16 protein-coding genes and 4 pseudogenes are annotated in these 17,453 nt (G+C 47.7%); 1 reads left to right on the top strand and 19 read right to left on the bottom strand.

Translation table 11 applies throughout. The annotated features are described in order from the left end of the window. Positions 1–17 precede the first annotated feature (17 nt). From DX130_RS00225 to DX130_RS00175, 9 genes and pseudogenes are all read right to left on the bottom strand, one after another. Positions 18–797, bottom strand: coding sequence for an energy-coupling factor transporter transmembrane component T family protein (locus tag DX130_RS00225; protein WP_116041913.1), 780 nt, complete (start codon positions 795–797; stop codon positions 18–20). Between the two features lie 14 nt (positions 798–811). After that, on the bottom strand, positions 812–1,402 hold the full coding sequence (locus DX130_RS00220; protein WP_133297874.1) for a hypothetical protein: 591 nt from the start codon (positions 1,400–1,402) through the stop codon (positions 812–814). 19 nt (positions 1,403–1,421) lie between these two features. Further along, positions 1,422–2,123 (bottom strand): Crp/Fnr family transcriptional regulator, encoded by a 702-nt coding sequence (locus DX130_RS00215; protein WP_116041910.1) that lies wholly within the window; start codon positions 2,121–2,123, stop codon positions 1,422–1,424. A 13-nt stretch (positions 2,124–2,136) separates the two neighbouring features. Continuing rightward, the gene (locus DX130_RS00210; RefSeq protein ID WP_276310886.1) at positions 2,137–2,607 is read right to left on the bottom strand and encodes an NUDIX hydrolase; all 471 of its coding nucleotides are present in this window, start codon (positions 2,605–2,607) and stop codon (positions 2,137–2,139) included. A 1,093-nt stretch (positions 2,608–3,700) separates the two neighbouring features. Next, entirely contained in the window at positions 3,701–4,513 is an 813-nt protein-coding gene (locus tag DX130_RS00200) for a CPBP family intramembrane glutamic endopeptidase (protein WP_116041905.1), read from the bottom strand. Between the two features lie 174 nt (positions 4,514–4,687). Then, positions 4,688–5,401: a MerR family transcriptional regulator gene (locus DX130_RS00195; RefSeq protein WP_165861088.1), complete on the bottom strand. Its 714-nt coding sequence runs from the start codon at positions 5,399–5,401 to the stop codon at positions 4,688–4,690. 280 nt (positions 5,402–5,681) lie between these two features. After that, a pseudogene (locus tag DX130_RS26785) lies at positions 5,682–6,281 on the bottom strand (transposase); the annotation flags it as partial. Positions 6,282–6,491: 210 nt separating this feature from the next. Continuing rightward, positions 6,492–6,963 (bottom strand): annotated as a pseudogene (locus tag DX130_RS27510) (helix-turn-helix domain-containing protein); the annotation flags it as partial. Positions 6,964–7,025: 62 nt separating this feature from the next. Next, positions 7,026–8,339 carry a S8 family peptidase gene (locus DX130_RS00175; RefSeq protein WP_116041898.1) on the bottom strand — a complete coding sequence of 438 codons (1,314 nt, stop codon included), beginning with the start codon at positions 8,337–8,339 and terminating at the stop codon, positions 7,026–7,028. Positions 8,340–8,508: 169 nt separating this feature from the next. On the opposite strand from DX130_RS00175, the gene DX130_RS00170 reads away from it, so the two are divergent. Further along, on the top strand, positions 8,509–8,697 hold the full coding sequence (locus tag DX130_RS00170) for a hypothetical protein (RefSeq protein ID WP_116041896.1): 189 nt from the start codon (positions 8,509–8,511) through the stop codon (positions 8,695–8,697). 140 nt (positions 8,698–8,837) lie between these two features. Here DX130_RS00170 and DX130_RS00165 read toward each other — a convergent pair. The 10 genes and pseudogenes from DX130_RS00165 to DX130_RS00130 form a co-directional block, all read right to left on the bottom strand. Continuing rightward, positions 8,838–9,052 (bottom strand): annotated as a pseudogene (locus DX130_RS00165) (transposase); the annotation flags it as partial. Next, positions 9,043–9,171, bottom strand: coding sequence for a hypothetical protein (locus DX130_RS27175; protein WP_276310891.1), 129 nt, complete (start codon positions 9,169–9,171; stop codon positions 9,043–9,045). The gene DX130_RS27175 and the pseudogene DX130_RS00165, both read right to left, overlap by 10 nt. After that, a complete protein-coding gene (locus tag DX130_RS00160; RefSeq protein ID WP_116041895.1) occupies positions 9,168–10,025 on the bottom strand; it encodes an ABC transporter ATP-binding protein in 858 nt (285 codons plus the stop codon). The genes DX130_RS27175 and DX130_RS00160 overlap by 4 nt, the downstream gene beginning before the upstream one ends. 9 nt (positions 10,026–10,034) lie before the next feature. Further along, positions 10,035–11,048: a FecCD family ABC transporter permease gene (locus tag DX130_RS00155; RefSeq protein WP_116041893.1), complete on the bottom strand. Its 1,014-nt coding sequence runs from the start codon at positions 11,046–11,048 to the stop codon at positions 10,035–10,037. Next, positions 11,045–12,070 (bottom strand): FecCD family ABC transporter permease, encoded by a 1,026-nt coding sequence (locus DX130_RS00150; RefSeq protein ID WP_116041891.1) that lies wholly within the window; start codon positions 12,068–12,070, stop codon positions 11,045–11,047. The genes DX130_RS00155 and DX130_RS00150 overlap by 4 nt, the downstream gene beginning before the upstream one ends. 25 nt (positions 12,071–12,095) lie before the next feature. Then, positions 12,096–14,069 (bottom strand): AraC family transcriptional regulator, encoded by a 1,974-nt coding sequence (locus DX130_RS00145; RefSeq protein WP_116041890.1) that lies wholly within the window; start codon positions 14,067–14,069, stop codon positions 12,096–12,098. A gap of 237 nt (positions 14,070–14,306) precedes the next feature. Next, complete coding sequence (locus DX130_RS00140; protein WP_116041888.1) at positions 14,307–14,651, bottom strand: hypothetical protein; 345 nt, start codon at positions 14,649–14,651, stop codon at positions 14,307–14,309. A 168-nt stretch (positions 14,652–14,819) separates the two neighbouring features. Next, the gene (locus tag DX130_RS00135; RefSeq protein ID WP_240643956.1) at positions 14,820–15,368 is read right to left on the bottom strand and encodes a hypothetical protein; all 549 of its coding nucleotides are present in this window, start codon (positions 15,366–15,368) and stop codon (positions 14,820–14,822) included. Positions 15,369–15,374: 6 nt separating this feature from the next. Continuing rightward, a pseudogene (locus DX130_RS27355) lies at positions 15,375–15,578 on the bottom strand (MerR family transcriptional regulator); the annotation flags it as partial. Between the two features lie 532 nt (positions 15,579–16,110). After that, positions 16,111–17,325 carry a pyridoxal phosphate-dependent decarboxylase family protein gene (locus DX130_RS00130; protein WP_240644450.1) on the bottom strand — a complete coding sequence of 405 codons (1,215 nt, stop codon included), beginning with the start codon at positions 17,323–17,325 and terminating at the stop codon, positions 16,111–16,113. Positions 17,326–17,453: the final 128 nt, after the last annotated feature.

Below are 17,453 nucleotides of genomic sequence, written 5' to 3'. Positions count from 1 at the left end.
TTGAATCTCCTCCGTTGCTATAAAGTAAAAAAACATCTCAGTACCAGCCAGGCTGCAAACAACAACCCTCCGTTCAGAATAACCCGCTTATCGAGTCCGTTAATTCTGGGATTATAATAATAAGTCCGCTTGTTTTTTCGTCCTGCACCTTTCAGTGTCAGGGCGAAACTGGTCGTGCGGAACCGCTTCAAGAAGACGAACAGGACTGGAACGAGCGTACTTGCAAACCGGACGGATCGGGTATACAGATTACCCGAGCGAAAATCGACGCCCCGTACGTACTGCGCATCCATAACCGTTTTGACATCGAAGATCATTAAACTCCAGTACCGCAACGCGAGCGACACAGACAGCGTCACGAATTCAGGCAGCCCGAATTTCTTCAACCCCATCACAATATCTTCATTGGAAGTCGTGAATAGAATCAGGAAGAAGAGCAGACACCAAATCAGCATACGGCACATGAATTTTAGCGAAGTTTCAATATTACTGGAAGAAACGATGACTTTCCAATATCCCAAATCCGCCTGGAAGTACAACGTGCCGCCTGCGTCGGACAGAAAGTAGGACAGGCTCATCGTGAATGACAGGATCAATACAGGAATCAGCAAAAACCAATGCCAACGCGATGGACGAATATAGATGAATAAGGCCAGGCAGATTAGCAGCAGACCTGCCAGACTTGCGAGCCGGTCCATAAATAACGGAATAAAGGTAAAGAGCAAACCAAAGACTAAGATCTTCGTAAAGCCATGCAAGTAGTGCAGAAGCGAATTAGATGGATAATACAATTGCATAAATGTAACCTCCGTCAGCCTAGAAACCTTTTGAAAAACAAACCGGATTTATTCATATAATCAGACATCCAAGCGAACAGAATCGGGCTGAAGATCGCTGCAGAAAGCGTATTGCTGACCTGCATCCAAGGCCAGATGGTGCCCCATACGACATTGCCGGGAATTTTTTGAATAAGGGCGAGATTCAGCGCTACAAGAACCGTGGACACCATCATGCCGAGCGTTACAGTTGCGATGAAAACGATGCGATCCCTTGTGCCTTCAAACCGGACTTTGCGGAAAGCGATCCCCGGAACGAATCCCATAATGAATTGAGCGAGCAAAGCTAAGGGAAAGATCGCCGGATTCATGCCAACAACGACCATCGATAAAATATTGCCGATCACAAGTCCCGCCGAGCCCCATACGCCAAACCAAACGCCAAACAGCGGAGCTAAGATCGCAGCAGGATACAGCACTTGAACCGTACCTAGCTTGATCGGGACGAACCGGGAAATATAGATGGTCGCTCCAAAAATCAGCGCACTGATCACCATCGCCACAATATGGCGGGCAGTCACTCCTCTATGGGGTAATCCTGATTGTATGGAAGTCATTTGGCTCACGATAAACACTCCTCAGATGTTATTTTTCCATGTCCGTTAGTTCTTTTTTTAATAAAAAGCGGCTCCACTCATTGCAAATAATCCGGTTTTTATCTACATAAATGATCTCCCGGTCCTTCAGTTCCTTAAGCACTCGGTTCACACTGCGCAGCGTCACACCCCACTGTGAGGCAATATCGTCACGCGAGATGGGAATGGTAAAAGAAGCTTCCTGATTAAAGTTGATAGGCTCGACCTGGCTGTACAAATAGCGGAGCAACTTGTGCCTGAGAGACATCGACACATTGTCAATCGATTTGCGCACTGTCTCATGCAGCTTCCCGGCCAATTGTTTCGTCAAGTACAATAAAAAGTGGTTATCCGCCAGCAGCCATTTCTGATAGATATCCTTTTTCAGCACAAGCGCAGAAGCCTGGGTCTCCGTTATAATTCGGCAGACGTACGACGTCATTAAGGCAATTTCAATATCGCTGATCATCTGACCCGGATAAAGGTAGGCGATAATCAGGACTGTGCCGTCTTCCAGAATGTGCTCAACTTTCAAGCTTCCCTCTATAACGATATAGAAGACATCAGGATACTCCCCTTGATCGCATACCACTTCTTCAGGATAATAGCGCCATAGCTCCCAATGGACAAGCAGGTCCGGCGGCATGTGCTCCAGCATTTCATACAGCCAGCTGTAGTTGTTCATCATGTTGAGCAGGACTGACTTATCCATTTGCAGCCTCCAGTTACCTTTTTAGGGCTATTATTCCCCTAATGCTGCTGTTCTCTTGCAAGACTCGCTTGGCGACTACCCGAATAACCGCCGGCACCGGTTCTTCATCCAATTGAGCGGCATCAAGCCACATCCATTCCTCCCCCGCCTCCGTTCGCTCTCTGCGAAGAACTTCTCCAACATAAATGTAATCGATATGGTCATGCTGATCATCGATACGCTCAAGCTGAATGTTGATCGGGAAAGCCAAGGGAACTACACCAGGCTCTGGATTACTGTCTACCTGTACCGACAACAGCCGAATCGAATATCCGGTCTCTTCCTGCACCTCTCTCACAGCCGCTTCATCCGGCGTTTCGTTCGGCTCCAAGTGCCCGCCTGGCGGGAAAAAGCACCCCGCAAACGGCGGTTTTCGCCTCTTCATAAACAATAGTGCATTGTGTTCTTCATTCAAGACATAAACCGTTGCGGTAAATTCTCTAATTCGCTTCTGCTCGATCTCTCCTCACCTCCATTCGCTTGCCTTATTTGATTTTTATTTTAGAGATCCCCGCAGCTCGAAAAAAGGACAATTGTCTAGTAGTGTTAACTAACGCAACACATTCGGTTAAATGAATATTAAACATATAAAAAGGACCTTCCGAATGGAAAATAGCTCTCATTCAGAATGTCCTATATGTTGCTTGTCCCCTATTCTTGCCAAGAAAATCGACTGTCTTCGTTAAAGAAGTCCCCTGTTGTCCTGTCTTACGAAAGCGTCGCAAGATGTCTCCATGGTTTCCCACTCACTTTTAAGACAAGCACGTCTGTCATTCCGAAAATAAATCGAGAGCGGTTGGTAGTAGAGTGCATCTCATTCGTACCACTCAATAGTACGCGATGTTCCTTTTTTGTTTTTTCATGGTATATTTTAAATCAATGTAGATTGAAACAAGTAGCCGGAGGTGTTGACTAGATGCTTACTATCCTGATTGGAGTTTTGCTTATTTGCATATGCGTTTTAGTGATTTTCAGAATGATTAAATATAAATTCATAAAATTAAATAAGGAGAACTTGGGGTTAATTATTATAATGGGCGTTCTCGTACATTTAATTAAACTTAGATCAGATATTCTTATTTTTCCTTGGTATTATCTTTTGCTTGGATTAGTAATTTTGTTGTTTTGTGTTGTCATCATAGGGATGCTCATTTCCAAAAACAATCCAAAAGCAAATTAATCCTCATTCATAAGGTGATCATGGATTAGAGGCCCGCCCAGCGTCATTGACTCCCAATCATCTACAACCTAGGTCATCGCAGCAGCAGACGTCAAGTCCACTTGCATTAAAGTATTCGTGCCATTAGGTTATTAAAACGAAAAGCTGATAGCCATTTCGAAGAAATCGACGAGAGGGCTATAGCCTTCACGATTTCCCACTCGATTTTGAGTCGCACATTTTATTGAATGCGATAAGCACGGAGGGCCTCTCTCTCCCCCGCTATTACCAGCCTGCTGACCTAGTGCACCTAGTCAGGACTGCTGGCCGGCGTGTTGACTGCGAGACGAGTCGCGCGATCGTCGACCGTACGAATGAATCAGCCGACTGGTCGTGATACGCTTTGGGCGCTATCGCGTCGCTTTTCATTGCGAAGGATGATCGGAACCGTGATTGCTGCAGCGATAGCCAACAATGGAGCTAGTACACCAGCGATGGGAAACGACGACGAGCCATTGGCAGAGAAGATGCTCAAGTCCCATAGTCCGTGCAAGAGCATGGCGGGCACGATCGATCCGGTAGACCGCCGGGCAAGGTAGAAGATCGAACCTAGACCGAAAGAGAGCAACACCTGAATCAGGGCACCCGCCCCGACACCTAGGAAGATGTTTGGCAGGTGGAAGACTGCGAACATCGCTGTGGAGAGCAGCCAGACTCCGGTTTCGCCGAATCGGCTGCGCAGAGCCACTATCAACTGACCTCGGGTGACCATCTCCTCATTGAAGCCGACCAGGATGCTGCCGACGAATAGATACAGCCACATGAGTGGTGTGACACGAGTGAAATCACCGATCAGCATGTTCACGATCGCGATGAACATCATAATGATCGGGAGAGTCATTGTCCATCGAGAAAGACTCCGCTTTTCAACCAGGCTGGGGCGCCACCATCCGTAGATCGTGACCATTGTGATGGTCAGCACGGCACCGCCGGACAGCGGTGCTACGTACCAGAGTAGAAGGGTCTGGTCACTCTCGCCCACTCGCGTGTAGTCGACGCCGTTAAGCACGAAGATCGCGTAGAAGACTGCGCTGTAGAGGAAATAGGTAAGCACAGCCCATCGTACGCGGGGACGAACTCGAAGGGCGGGATCCAAAGATTGTTGCAGCATAGCCCTATTGTTTGACATCATAAACACTCCCACTATAAATTAATATTTTCTTTCATCTTGTTTTCTTAAGCCTTCAACATCGACTACTTCAAGTTAGAGATAACATGTGAAATGAAACGTTATTGAAAAAAAGCGCAGGGGGAAACAAAGGTTGGGAGGTACATCCCAATCTTTGGATACGTTGCTTTGACTAGTTCATTCGCCCTCTTTAAGAATCAGATAACGCAGCGCTTCAAGCAAGTAGTTGATAAGGTCCGGTTGAATGTTATTTGGAAACTCCATTCCTACCAGAAGCTTTCCCGTTTCGCTCATCCCCAGCTCCTCCAGCGGCTGTCCCAGCAATCGATCAATTAGCAGCTTCAGACTACGTGCACACTCCTGCACAAGCGGATGTTCCGGCAGCAGCCCTTGCTTGAACATGACGAACAGATCATTAAACACATGCATGATCTCAGGTTCCAAGCTTGTTCCTCTCTCAAACATCGATTGTACGAATGCATCCGGCAGCCGCTCGGAGAAGCGCTGCTTCACCTCTCCTTCTTGTTGTATGGAATGAATCGTGATCATAATGAGTTCGGGATCCAGCGTATGGTTGTCCTTAACGATCGCACTTACCCGTTCTATCGTTGCCACAACGTGTTGGATGTGCTGCTGCTTTTGCAGAAGCAGCTCATATTGCCTCTCTAGAGAAGCTTTAAAATCCCTGCTATCCTGCTCCAAATACTTTTTAATTTCATCCAGGGAGTAATCTAAATATTTTAAGGCCAATATTTGCTGGAGACGAAACAAATCCTCATCGGTATATGTTCGGTATCCCTGTTCATTGTAGCTTGGCTTGAGCAGTCCCTTCTGATCATAATAATGCAGCGTACGTTTCGTCGTTGAGGTCAGTTTAGCGAATGATCCCACAGTATAGTACCTCTTGCTGATCCTTCTCAGCTCCTTTCTAGCACCAGTATAAGGGATAACGTTACGTTATGCGCAAGCCTTCTTTTACTTCAACAAAAGAGAGCGATTATTCAACCACAGCCAATGTTTATCCTCATTTGGAGTACAGTTCGAAGGTTTCATCAGCTAATGCTTTGAATGAAGGTTTAAACATTTAAAAAAATGTTATGCCCCTTGAGAAGTTACAATCGGTGGATCGCCTTCTATGTAACTTTGCTAGTGTTTGATGATCTGATAATTTTCTTGATATTGTAGCCGCCCAAGCTGCTTCACATAATGCCGTCTTTACATGTGGATTGCCTTTTACTGTTTTTGAACTTTTTTTGCCCGCACTTTCGTAATTTCCAGGTGCTACCCCTGTCCAAGACGCCAAGTGATCAGCTGTTTGGAATTGATTCATATTGACACCGATTTCAGCAATGATGGCGGAAGCCGTAATTTTGCTTACTCCTGGTATCCAATTGAAAGATGGATTTCTCGAAGAATGTGATGTGCTCCCAGCAATTGCGAATGACGAGAAGCTGATGCTTCGTCAGCGTGCCAAACAAGAATTCTGCCATACGAGATATATTTTTTTCACATTCGAGGCTTCAAGCATCTTTTGAATACGGTTTTTCTCTGCGGTTAAGTTTCCAATTCTCTTTTTGCGTAACCGCGTTAAATCTCGTAGTTCACGAAGATCCTCAGCAGGTATGAAACTCTTCTCAATTAAGCCATACCGAAGTAACATAGCCATCCATTCGGCATCGTTCACATCCGTTTTTCGTCCAGGCACATTGTTGATTCGCTGGGCATTGGCTAAGCAAATGTCGAAGTAACCCTCCATATTCATTATGGCAGGGAACGAGCCGAGCTAAACCACACTTTCATGTTGGGGATGCGGCCGAAGAGCCATGGATGTTTTTATAGGGTAACGGAATTAAGGAGTGGAGATCATCCCTATTGTTAAATAACATTAATCCTGAGGTAGCGCTATCTAAAACAACTCCACAGTTTTTCAATCATACTGATCACCGTAGTACCCGCATATGCAATGGTCATGGAAAGGATTAGCAAATGCAGATGTGTGATTCTTCAGCCATGCATAAGGGGTGGCGTCGATCTGCCACAGCATGCCTGCTTGTGCCCTGCGCTGGCGTGGTAGGTGAGCCCTTTGTTCGACGTCTTTGTTTGGCTTGCTTGAGTCCCTTAGCGAGCAGTATCCGTCTCGCACTGAAGTTGCTCAGACTTATGGCTTCGTGCTATAGAAGCAACTCTGCAAAGTGACCGCTGTTACTGCCGTGGTACTTCGATTCGTATAACGCTGCTGCTCGATCTTTCGTCTCCTCGCTTAATGCGTGTATCGGCTTCCTTCCTCTATTTTTATGGGCAATGCCCTGTGCTCCTTCCGCTTTATATTTGTTCTTTAGCCGGATGATTTGCCTGATGGACATCCCCATCAAAATAGCTCCTTCGTTGTTTGTCATATGTCCATCTATGATTTTCCCCACCACAAGTACCTTCTTCATTTCTTCTCTGCTCAATGTAATTGTCTCCTGTCCCATAGTGACATTATCACAGAAGAATAACATGGCTCCATCAAAGGTTAAATGTTCATCCTATTCGGTGAACGAGCGGGCCGCTTGTAAGGACGCTTATGCTTGCGTTTGCGGCCAAGCAGGAACCGCATGTCAATTTCGCCGCTGCCTCCCGTATTTGGTTTCAGCCCCAGACGGAATGCGTTCCGCTTCAGAATGGCTTTCACTTGCTTTGGAGTAAGCGACGGATTCTTCTGCAGCAGTTGAGCGGCTGCACCGGCGACGATCGGTGCGGATACGCTCGTACCTGACATAACGAAATAACGTCTGCCTACCCGTAAATTAGGAAACTTGCGATCTTGCTTGGAGCCAGGAGCACGAAGCGATATGACTCTCTCTCCCGGCGCAACGAGATCAGGTTTGATTCTTCCGCCCGAAGTCGGTCCTCGGCTGGAATAATAGGTGATCAAGTCGCCAGCTTGCGATAAATTCCCGCGATCATCGACTGCGCCGACAGTAATGGCGGATGGAGCGTTACCCGGCGATTCGATTGTCCTCCTCCTTGGTCCCGCGTTGCCAGCGGCAACCACGACGACGATGCCAGCTTTAACGGCTTTTTCTATCGCTTGGCATAAAGGGTCTTCGCTGCATTGGGAAAATAATGGGCCGCCGAAAGACAAAGAAAGAATGCGCAGATTGAGCCTTCTCCGGTTCCGAATGCACCATTCGAGCGCTTTAATAATGGTGGAGTCATAAGCGTCGCCAGATCGGTTAAACGCTTTGACGGCAATGATTCCCGCATTCGGAGCAGGGCCCCTGTATTTCCCTCTGCTTGACCAGCCATTGCCCGCAATATCTCCGGCTACATGCGTGCCATGGCCGTTGTCATCGTAAGGCCGTTTTCTACGGCCGATCAAATCTTTGAAAGCAACGATACGGTTTGTAGGGTGGGTCAAGTCCGGATGGGGATATAAACCCGTGTCGATGAACGCGACATTAATTCCTTTGCCTGTCAATCTTTTTTGTCTCTGAACGGCAGTTGAACCGATAGAGGGCGTCACAACATTGAGCGAAAGCTTTTTGATCCCGTCCAAATAAACGCAGCGGACTTCTTTACAGCCGCACATTCTCCTTAGACCCGTCATCGTCACTCGCGACGCGATAGAGTCTAGCACATGAAGTCGGTGTGTCACCGGCAGGGGAGAATTGCCGAGACGCTTTCGCAATGCGCGAATGCGAGCGGCGGAAAGCTTGTTTTTAAATTGCACGATGACGTGGAAGGTGGTTGATTGTGCGGCTCTGGGATTCAGCTTGCGAACCTTCAATCTCAATGGCCGATGGATGAGCGATGAGTTTCTGTTCAGCCAAGTTAGACTATTCATCTCTTCATTTGTTCACTCCTTTCGGCCATTGTATGCGTTTCGGAAGTAAACGTTCAAATCTCGTGGAATTCTCTCATTTGGGGGATTCTATCACGATAGTCATTTGCAAGAAACAAGCTTTCACTCACTGCATATAATTTACTATCTTCGGAGATGGAGGTGAAGAGAGATGGCGATTAAAAGAGTGAAACAGAGAGTAGCACCAGTAAAGAAAACGAAAGCAGCACTAGCAAGAAGTAGAACGTACAGAATCAGACAAAAAGAAGAACTTGAAAATGCGCTTGATGACTTAAGAGATGCGCAGGGTAGTATCGGGGATGCAAGACGGAATATTCGAGCAGCTTTGCGCCAATTGTAAGCATCTTGATACCAGAGGCCACTGAATAACTTACGATTTTCGAAGTACGAAAAAGCGATTGAACAAAAAGACGACTATCCCCCATTCATTGGATGGATAGTCGTTTTTTTGTTTGTTTCATCTTGCTTTAACCTCGTAATTTACTCTGTCAGCTTCAATATTCGCTTCAGATTAACGGCGAATATCACCATAGCACCTTGCATTTGCATCTCAAACAGACCCGAGGACGACGCTACGTCGTACCCGTGTCGGTGTTTTAGTTCACTGTTCTTTGCTTCAACTTGGCTTTAAAGTACTCGCTTTCCTGAAATGCTGCTTGTTCAGAGTGTTCGTCCGACTTCATTGTTACAACGAACGGAGCGCCCAGGGCAAATAAAACCCGGCAATCGTGGCCATCAAGACACCGGCAAATCCAATGCCTAACTGCAGCCAATATTTCCGTGCGCCCAGCAGGACACGCCATGCGGTTTTCATGTGGCAACCGCCTCCTTCTGTTCCTTAGCTTTTAGGAATCCTTGACCTGCTCCTTGTTCACTACGCCTATCACGCAATATCTCGTACGTCACATACACCGGTCGCCCCGTTCGTGGTTCCAGCATAATATCGGCATCAATGGCAAACACCTCACGTAGCGTCCGTACCGTCATTACGCGCTCTGGCGAGCCATGCTCCACCACCTGGCCTTCACGAATGGCTACCATGTAGTCGGAGAAGCGTGCTGCCAGATTCAGGTCATGCAGCACCATCACAATCGTCACCTGCTGACTGCGATTCAGTTCATAGAGCAGCTCTAGCACTTCCAACTGATGCGCCAGGTCCAGGTAGGTGGTGGGTTCATCCAGCAGGATCAGATCCGTCTGCTGGGCGAGCGCCATCGCAATCCATACGCGCTGACGTTGACCGCCAGAGAGCGTATCGACCTCACGATGCTCGAACGCTGTAAGCTGTGTAACCGATAGGGCCCAAGCGACTACTTGCTTATCCTCTTTGGAGAGCTTGCCGAAGCCCCCTTGATGGGGAAACCGCCCATAGGCGACTAATTGACTGACCGTCAAACCGCTCGGTGCGGTCGGCGTCTGCGGCAGAATCGCCATCTGTTTGGCCACTTCCTTGGTGGGCAGTGTGCGGATATCGGCACCATTTAGAAAAACCGTGCCATGCTTCGTCTTGAGCAGCCGACCGATTGCCTTTAGTACGGTTGATTTGCCGCATCCATTGGGACCAATAATCGAGGTAATCTGTCCACGCGGAATCTGCAAATTCAGTTCTTTTACGATAAGCGTGTCATTATAGGCAATATCGATTTGTTGCGCTGTAATACTTTCCATTGTGTCCTCCTATTTGGCCTTCGCGAGTAAATAAAGAAAGTATGGAACACTGATGACCGTAATGACGATTCCCGTCGGCACATCTCCCACCAGACTAACCGTGCGCGTAATCGTGTCAGCCAGCACCACAACTAATCCCCCGGCTAAGCTGGCAGCCGGAACGAGCAATTTGTGATCGGGCCCAACCAGTTTTCTTGCCATATGCGGAGCAATCAAGCCTACGAAGAAGAAGCTTCCGCCCCCAGCCACACTGCCAGAGGATAACGCAACAGCAGCGATCGACAACCCCAAAAACTGCCGCTTCACAGAAAGACCCAGCCCTTCTGCCAGCTGATTGCCTAGATGAAGGGTATTCAGCATGCGAGATTTATAGAAAATATAACCGATTAAAATCAAGACCCATGGTGCCAGTACGGAAATATAGCTCCAATTATCGCCCCATAAGCTCCCCGCCAGCCAGTGCAGCATGAAGTTCATCTGCGAATCATCCAGCTTAAGTGTCAGGAAGGTGGTCAGCGCCCCATACCCGCTTCCGAGCGCAACCCCGGTTAAGATCAACCCGATTGGCGAGATGTCTCGCCCACGGCGATACGATAATAAGAAGATCAATCCCGCGGCCAACAATCCGCCCACAAAGGCCAGCAGCGGCAGGGCAATAAAGGAGCTCTTTCCTGTCGATGCGATGAATACGACGAAGAACAGAACAAACAAACCCGATCCCGAGCTAATCCCCAGTGTCCCCGGACTAGCCATATCATTGCGCAGCAAACTCTGCATCACGACCCCAGCCGCTCCCATTCCCAGACCTACCAAGATCGACAGTACGATTCGAGGCAGGCGGAAATCGAACACAATCAGATTTTGCTTATCGGTACCGTTTCCCAGGAGAACGTTCAGCACTTCTAGCGGAGAAAGATTCATCTTGCCAGCATTCATGCTAATAACAGCAAACATGAGAATGAGGACCATAAGCACAACATTGACGATAATGCCCCGTTGCATCGTATAACGCTGCTTGATCATTCAAATTCCCTCCTTTGCCTGCGAGCCAGGAAGAGAAAGTAGGGCACACCAATGATCGAAAATATAATGCCAATCGGCGTTTCAAACGGCTTATTGATTAAGCGGCCAGCCAGATCGGCCGATACGGTCAGCAACGCACCATAGAGCGCAGACGCCGGAATAATGTACCGATAGTCGACACCGACCATGTATCGCACAATATGCGGGGTAATCAGACCAATAAAACCGATCGGGCCAACCAGGACTACAGAAATTCCAGTCAGCACGAGTACGATAATTGTCGATAAACCTTTGATCAATCCGCTGCGAATACCGAGTCCGCTTGCCACATCATCCCCCAAGCTGAGCAGTGTAACGGAAGGAGACAGCGCCAACGCCAGCAATACACCGCCAACAAATAGCGGTGAGACAATCAGCAATTCCCCCCACTTGGCCCCCGCTGTACTTCCTGCTGTCCAGAATGCCAATGCCCGACCCAGGTTGAAATTAATCGCCAAATACTGACTGAGTGCGCCAAACAGCATGGAGATGGACAGTCCTGCCAGTACCAGCCGCTGAGGCGTCATCCCGCGCTTGCCCAGTGACGCGATGAAGTAGGTCATCCCGGTCGCGAGCGCTGCTCCCAGACAAGCAAACAACATCATCCCCCCATACGAATAACCTGGAAGAAAAGCCAGGCAAAGCGCAATCGCGAATGCTGCCCCGGAGCTGATGCCCATCAGCCCGGAGTCGGCCAGCGGATTGCGCGTCGTCCCCTGCATAATAGCACCGCATACCGCAAGACTGCACCCGACGATCAGATCGGCTACAGTACGCGGAAGACGTAGGGTTTGAATAACTTGATGATCAGTGAGCGTTGGATCAAATCGGAAAATAGCCTCCCATACCGTCGCTAACCTCATGTCGGCGGCGCCGAATATAATCGACGCCGCCGACATGAGAACCGTTAATCCAAGCCCTACCACCATGTACATGGTGAAGTTTATCGCCCCGCGGCGTTTTTGTTCAGGCTTGTTTTTCATCGCCTTTTCCTTTCCGTTGAAACACTTATTTAGCTAATGCCAGCAAGTGACTGACAATATGATCAATCAATGCGCTGGAAGTAATAATATCCGTGGACCAAGATAACGAGTTATCGACCGTTATGATCCGATTTTGCTGCACAGCAGGCACCGATTTCCAAATCGGATTATCAACAGGAACTTCCGTATCCCCTATGGAGAGCACATAATCTCCCACGTAAGCGGCCAAAACTTCCATAGAGATTTCTCCCCAATATTTGTCTGCGTCAATAATATCAGTTTGAACTTTTGATGGTGCCTTCATTTGAAGTTGATTATAAACGAGTTCGCCAACCGCATGCTTGGCTCCAGCGATGTAGTTATTTTTATCACTGTATTCTCCCATAGTAACCGTCGCGTCTGAAAGACCTGCATTCTGCAAGGCTTGCTTCGCCTCTTCGATTTTTTCGGAATACGTCTTCAAAACTGCCGTAGCCTCTTCTTGCTTGTTCAAAACATTGCCAATAAACTGTATCCGCTCTACTGTAGTCATATCACCATAAGGGACATAAATAGTAGGAGCAATTTTGGATAAATCTTCATAATTCTCATCGCCCCAGGCTAATATGATCAGGTCAGGCTCAAGAGTCATGACATCTTCCGGCTCCATAACTATTTTAGTGGAGTTAGTAATTTGGTTAGCAAAAACAGCCTCTTTATCGCCCCTTGCCACTCTAGCAACACCTAGAGGATTTACACCTAGAGCCACCACATCACCAATCAAATAATCAACTATAACACGCTGAGGTTTGTTAGGCACCTCAACATCACCCTTTACTGTGGATATCGTTCTGGTCTCTGAGACTTCTGAAGCTTTCGTCTCCGATCCTTCCGGTTGTGTCGTCACTTGTGTCTGCGTAGGCACAGGATTCACCGTTCCTCCATTATTCGCTGGCGTCCCCGATGTACATGCCGACAACAACAGCATCATGCTCATCGCCGCCGCCAAAATCATTTCTTTACTTCTTACTTTTCCAAACATGGTTGATTCCCCATCTCTATAAGACTTGACTAGGTTCGCTAGTTCCCTCTCATTGTAAAGAAAATGATAATCATTATCAATACCATCAACCTGCATGGATAGTGCGTTTATTTTCCGATAATCACTCGGCGTCATCTTGTAATACTTCTTAAACATCCGAAACAGGTTTTTCTCATCGGCAAAACCAGATCCTGTTGCAATCTCTTTAATAGTTGCTTCTGTATGCTTCAAGTCATGACGGGCAGCTTCAATCCTTCTCTGGATAAGGTACTCCTGTAAGCTCATCCCTTCCTTCTTTTTGAACAGCCGCGTCAATTGCCCTCCACTGATCCCAAACATATCGGCAATTTCTTGAAACATAATTGGCTCCCTATAATGTTTATCGAGATATAACTTGGCAGAACAAGCTGGATCTGGCTGAAGATACCGAATCTCACCACCCTCAAAATCTCTATATACCCCATGAATCAGTTGATATAGAAAATTTTTGGCCTGCAGCTGATCCATCGCCTTACCGCGGCTCCAGCCATTCATCATCTGTTGAAACCAATCGAGCAACAAGATGGGATTACTTGGCGTATAACCAAACTGTTGAACAAATGGATTCACTTCCTCCAATAACTGCTGCAGGTGCTTATTGAAAAAAAGAGGTGACTCTGCTTTATAAAACACCATAAAGGTCTTCACAGACTCCCCTTTAGGCGAAATACTGAGCAGGTTCCCTTTCCCGCCGTGAACTAAACCGAAGCGTTCCATTACAAATATCGTTTCATTCAGTTGTATTTGCGCTTCTCCGCCACATACATAGATAAGCATGCTGCTAGGCATTTTATACTGCTCTAACGGGTATTGGGACGTTACATTCTGAAAACGTACATCTATTAACGTAATGATCGAACGTGTCCAAATGCGGGCCATCGTATCGATCATCTCCGGTGTAAATACTTGGCTAGCTCCTGCATCTGCTTCTTCTTGCATCTATCCGCGCTCCCTTATCTCACTTTTCCCTAATCTATATATCACCCATGTAATGATTTTGATTATCAATATCATAATACATTAAGTAAGTATATCATCATTAAGTGACATTGGGGAGCAGGCAAGTAAAACCTAAGTCAATATTTATGCTCATTTGGAGTACAGGTCGAAGTTACCATTGGCTAATGCTAGGAATGGAGTTTTGCAACTAAATAAAAGGCTCATTAGATATAGTATCTAATGAACCTTAATTGTTTTATTCGTGGCAATCTGACCACGTGCTTTGGGGTCAAACAGCCAGATGAACACCATGCGCACGTAGTGCTTCTCTCCCCCGTCATTACCGTAAATCGTGACCATTGTGATGGTCAGCAAGGCACCACCTGACAGCGGTGCTACGTACCAGAGAAGAAGGGTCTGCCCACTCTCGCCAACTCGCGTGTAGTCGACGCCGTTGAGCACGAAGATCGTGTAGAAGACTGCGCTGTAGAGGAAATATGTGAGAACAGCCCATCGTACGCGGGGACGAACTCGAAGGGCAGGATTCAAAGATTCTTGCTGCATGTCCCTATTGATTGCCAATATAGACACTCCCACTATAAAATATTTTTGTTCTTTCGTTTGTTATCTTCTCATAAGATTTCAGCATTTGACAGCAACCATCAACTCCTAGATTAGTAGTCATGATAACAGTTGCAACGCCGATATACTGCCTGACTGGGCAACCTCCAACGGTTACGATTATTGTGTTCATCCGTTCTCTCTAAGGATCAGACGACGCAACACTTCAAACAAGTAGTTCTTAAAATTTGGCTCGAAGATGTTCTGAAACCCCAAATCCAATTCTGCAAAAGTTCTTCCCGTTTCGCTCATCCCGAGCTCCTCCAACGGTTGTCCAAGCCTTTGATCAAATATCAGCTTCAGACTAAGCGCACGTTCCTGTACTATCGGATCTTCTGGCGGCAACCCTTGCTTAAACATAGCAAACAAATCATACATTACTAATGTCGTCTCATGTTCTACCTGAATCTGCTCTTCCGAGCTTAATTCACTCAAAAATAGAGATTGTATAAATGCATCCGGCAGCCGACCAGAGAGCAACTGCTTCAACTCTCCTTCGTGTTGAATGGAATGAATCATCAGTAAAATGAGCTGGGAATCAATCGTACCGTTATCCTTAACAATCGCCCTTACCCGTTCCACCGTAGCCAACACGCGCTGGATATGCTGCTGCTTCTGCAGTAGCATATCATACTGTATATCCAGTGAAGCTTTAAAATCGTTACTATCTGGCTCCAAGTACTTGCTAATTTCCTCTAAGGAGTAATCTAAATATTTTAAGGTCAATATTTGTTGAAGTCGGTACAAATCCTCATCGGTATAAATCCGGTATCCCTGCTCATTGTAGCTTGGCTTAAGCAACCCCTTCTGGGCATAGAAGCGCAGCGTACGTTTCGATGTGGAGGTCAGTTTAGCGAATGAACCAACGGTATAATACCTTTTACTAATCTTTCTCTGCCCATTCTTGCCCTAGTATAACGGGTAACGTTACGTTAACCTCAAGCATTATTTTTATTTACTCTAAAAAAGAAAGTCCTATCCCAATATGTTCCAACGATTAAGGTTACTATTCCCCATCCTTCCCAGCCCAATCAAGCCCTGCTTAGTTAGCTGCCATGCCGGCGCACCACAAAAACAGGGCCAACCGTAGGGTTGGCCCTGAATTGTTATGAACGACTCCTTGGATCACAAAAGAAAAGTCCGAGGAGAGGAATTTAAACCAGACACACTCTCTTCTTCTGTGACAATAAATCGATAAATCCTGATTCCTTCACCCCACACTATCCTGAAGTTTTGACTGGCGTTAACTCAATTGAAGAAGATTTGCTCAACTGGTCTAGAGCGAGCGTTGCCGTTGCAATGTATCTGGCAACCTTCGACCAGTCGCACCTTCTCCTGCTTGAATTCGAGCGTGCAACATACTCTTGATGTCTTTCTGATTATCGTTTTCCTTGCGTGTATTGCTACACTCAATAACTAACTAGTTAAGGTCCATACTGGCGAGCACACGGGCGACTGCGGTTACTGTCGCATGCACATCAGCCTCCGACGTGCGCCAGTTGACAACGCTGATTCGCATTGCACGCCGCCCTCTCCAAACTGTGCCGCTGAAAAATGCTGTTCCTTCCGCGTTGATAGCAGCAATCACAGAGGTAGTGCGAGCGTCATGATCTTCTTCTGATGCATTGGGCTCTGGCGAAAGGAACCTGACCAGTGCTTGGTTCAGCGTGGGGGCGAAAACCAGTTCGGCGCCATGCAACGCTGCGATACCGTTTGCAAGCGCTGCGGCATGGGCACAACTCCGCTCAATGAGTTCCGCCACGCCAGTTCTGCCGAGCTCACGTAACGCTGCATAAACCGCAAAGCCTCGTGCGCGTCGAGTCCAATCAGGCGTCCAATTGATTTGGTCGCGCGTTTCCGCATCATGGGTCAGGTAGTTTGCGCTAATCTCCATTGCCGCGCGATGTGCATCGGAGTCTGTAATTAAGGCAATTCCTATGTCCTTCGGTGTATTCAGCCACTTATGTCCATCAGTTGCCCAGGAATGTGCCAGTTCGACTCCTGCCAGTTTGCTCCGATAATGTCCACTTGCTCGCGCCCAAAGTCCAAACGCACCGTCGATATGCACCCATGCCCCAGCCGCTCGCGCGATAGGAATGAGTTCGCTGAACGGATCGATCGCGGCTACGTTAAGATCCGCTGCGTCAAGAATAACAATCGTTGGGCTGTCTGTATCTTTAAGCGCTGTGGACAGCACATCTGCAGTGACACGTGCGTCTGCGTCGGTTGTGAGAGGAACCAAGGCAGCTGTGCCGATGCCCAAGAAGCGCAGTGCTCGTTCGATACTTCCATGGCGCTGTTCCGACGCCAGAATACGAATTGCGGGAGCTCCGGTCAACCCGTCTCGCTCCACATTCCAGCCCATATCTCGAAGGAGCGAGTGACGTGCTGCGGCGAGACAGGTGAAGTGCGCCATCTGGCAGCCAGTGGTAAATGCGAACGAAGCTGTGCTAGGCAGATCAAGCACCTCCTTGACCCAAGCTCCGGCAACTTCTTCCACTACAGCAGCGGCCGGCCCGCAAGCATATAGAGCGGCATTATTGTCCCAGGTGGATGTGAGCCAATCAGCCGCAAGTGCTGAAGGCAGTGCACCGCCAATCACCCAGGCGAAAAAACGTCCCCCTGCAGAGCCCAAATGTCCTCCTTCGGTGGCAGCTACCAACTCGTCTATCACGCGTTCGGCGGGAATGTCATCATTGCCGAGGGGCAGACCCAATCGACGCCGTAAAGTATCTGTGTCTGTAGTTGCGCTGACAGACTGCT

The organism is Paenibacillus paeoniae (genome assembly GCF_003388735.1).
In the GTDB taxonomy this organism is placed as follows: domain Bacteria; phylum Bacillota; class Bacilli; order Paenibacillales; family Paenibacillaceae; genus Pristimantibacillus; species Pristimantibacillus paeoniae.
The sequence above is the reverse complement of the archived record's forward strand: the minus strand, read 5'-3'. Positions and strand labels throughout refer to the sequence as shown.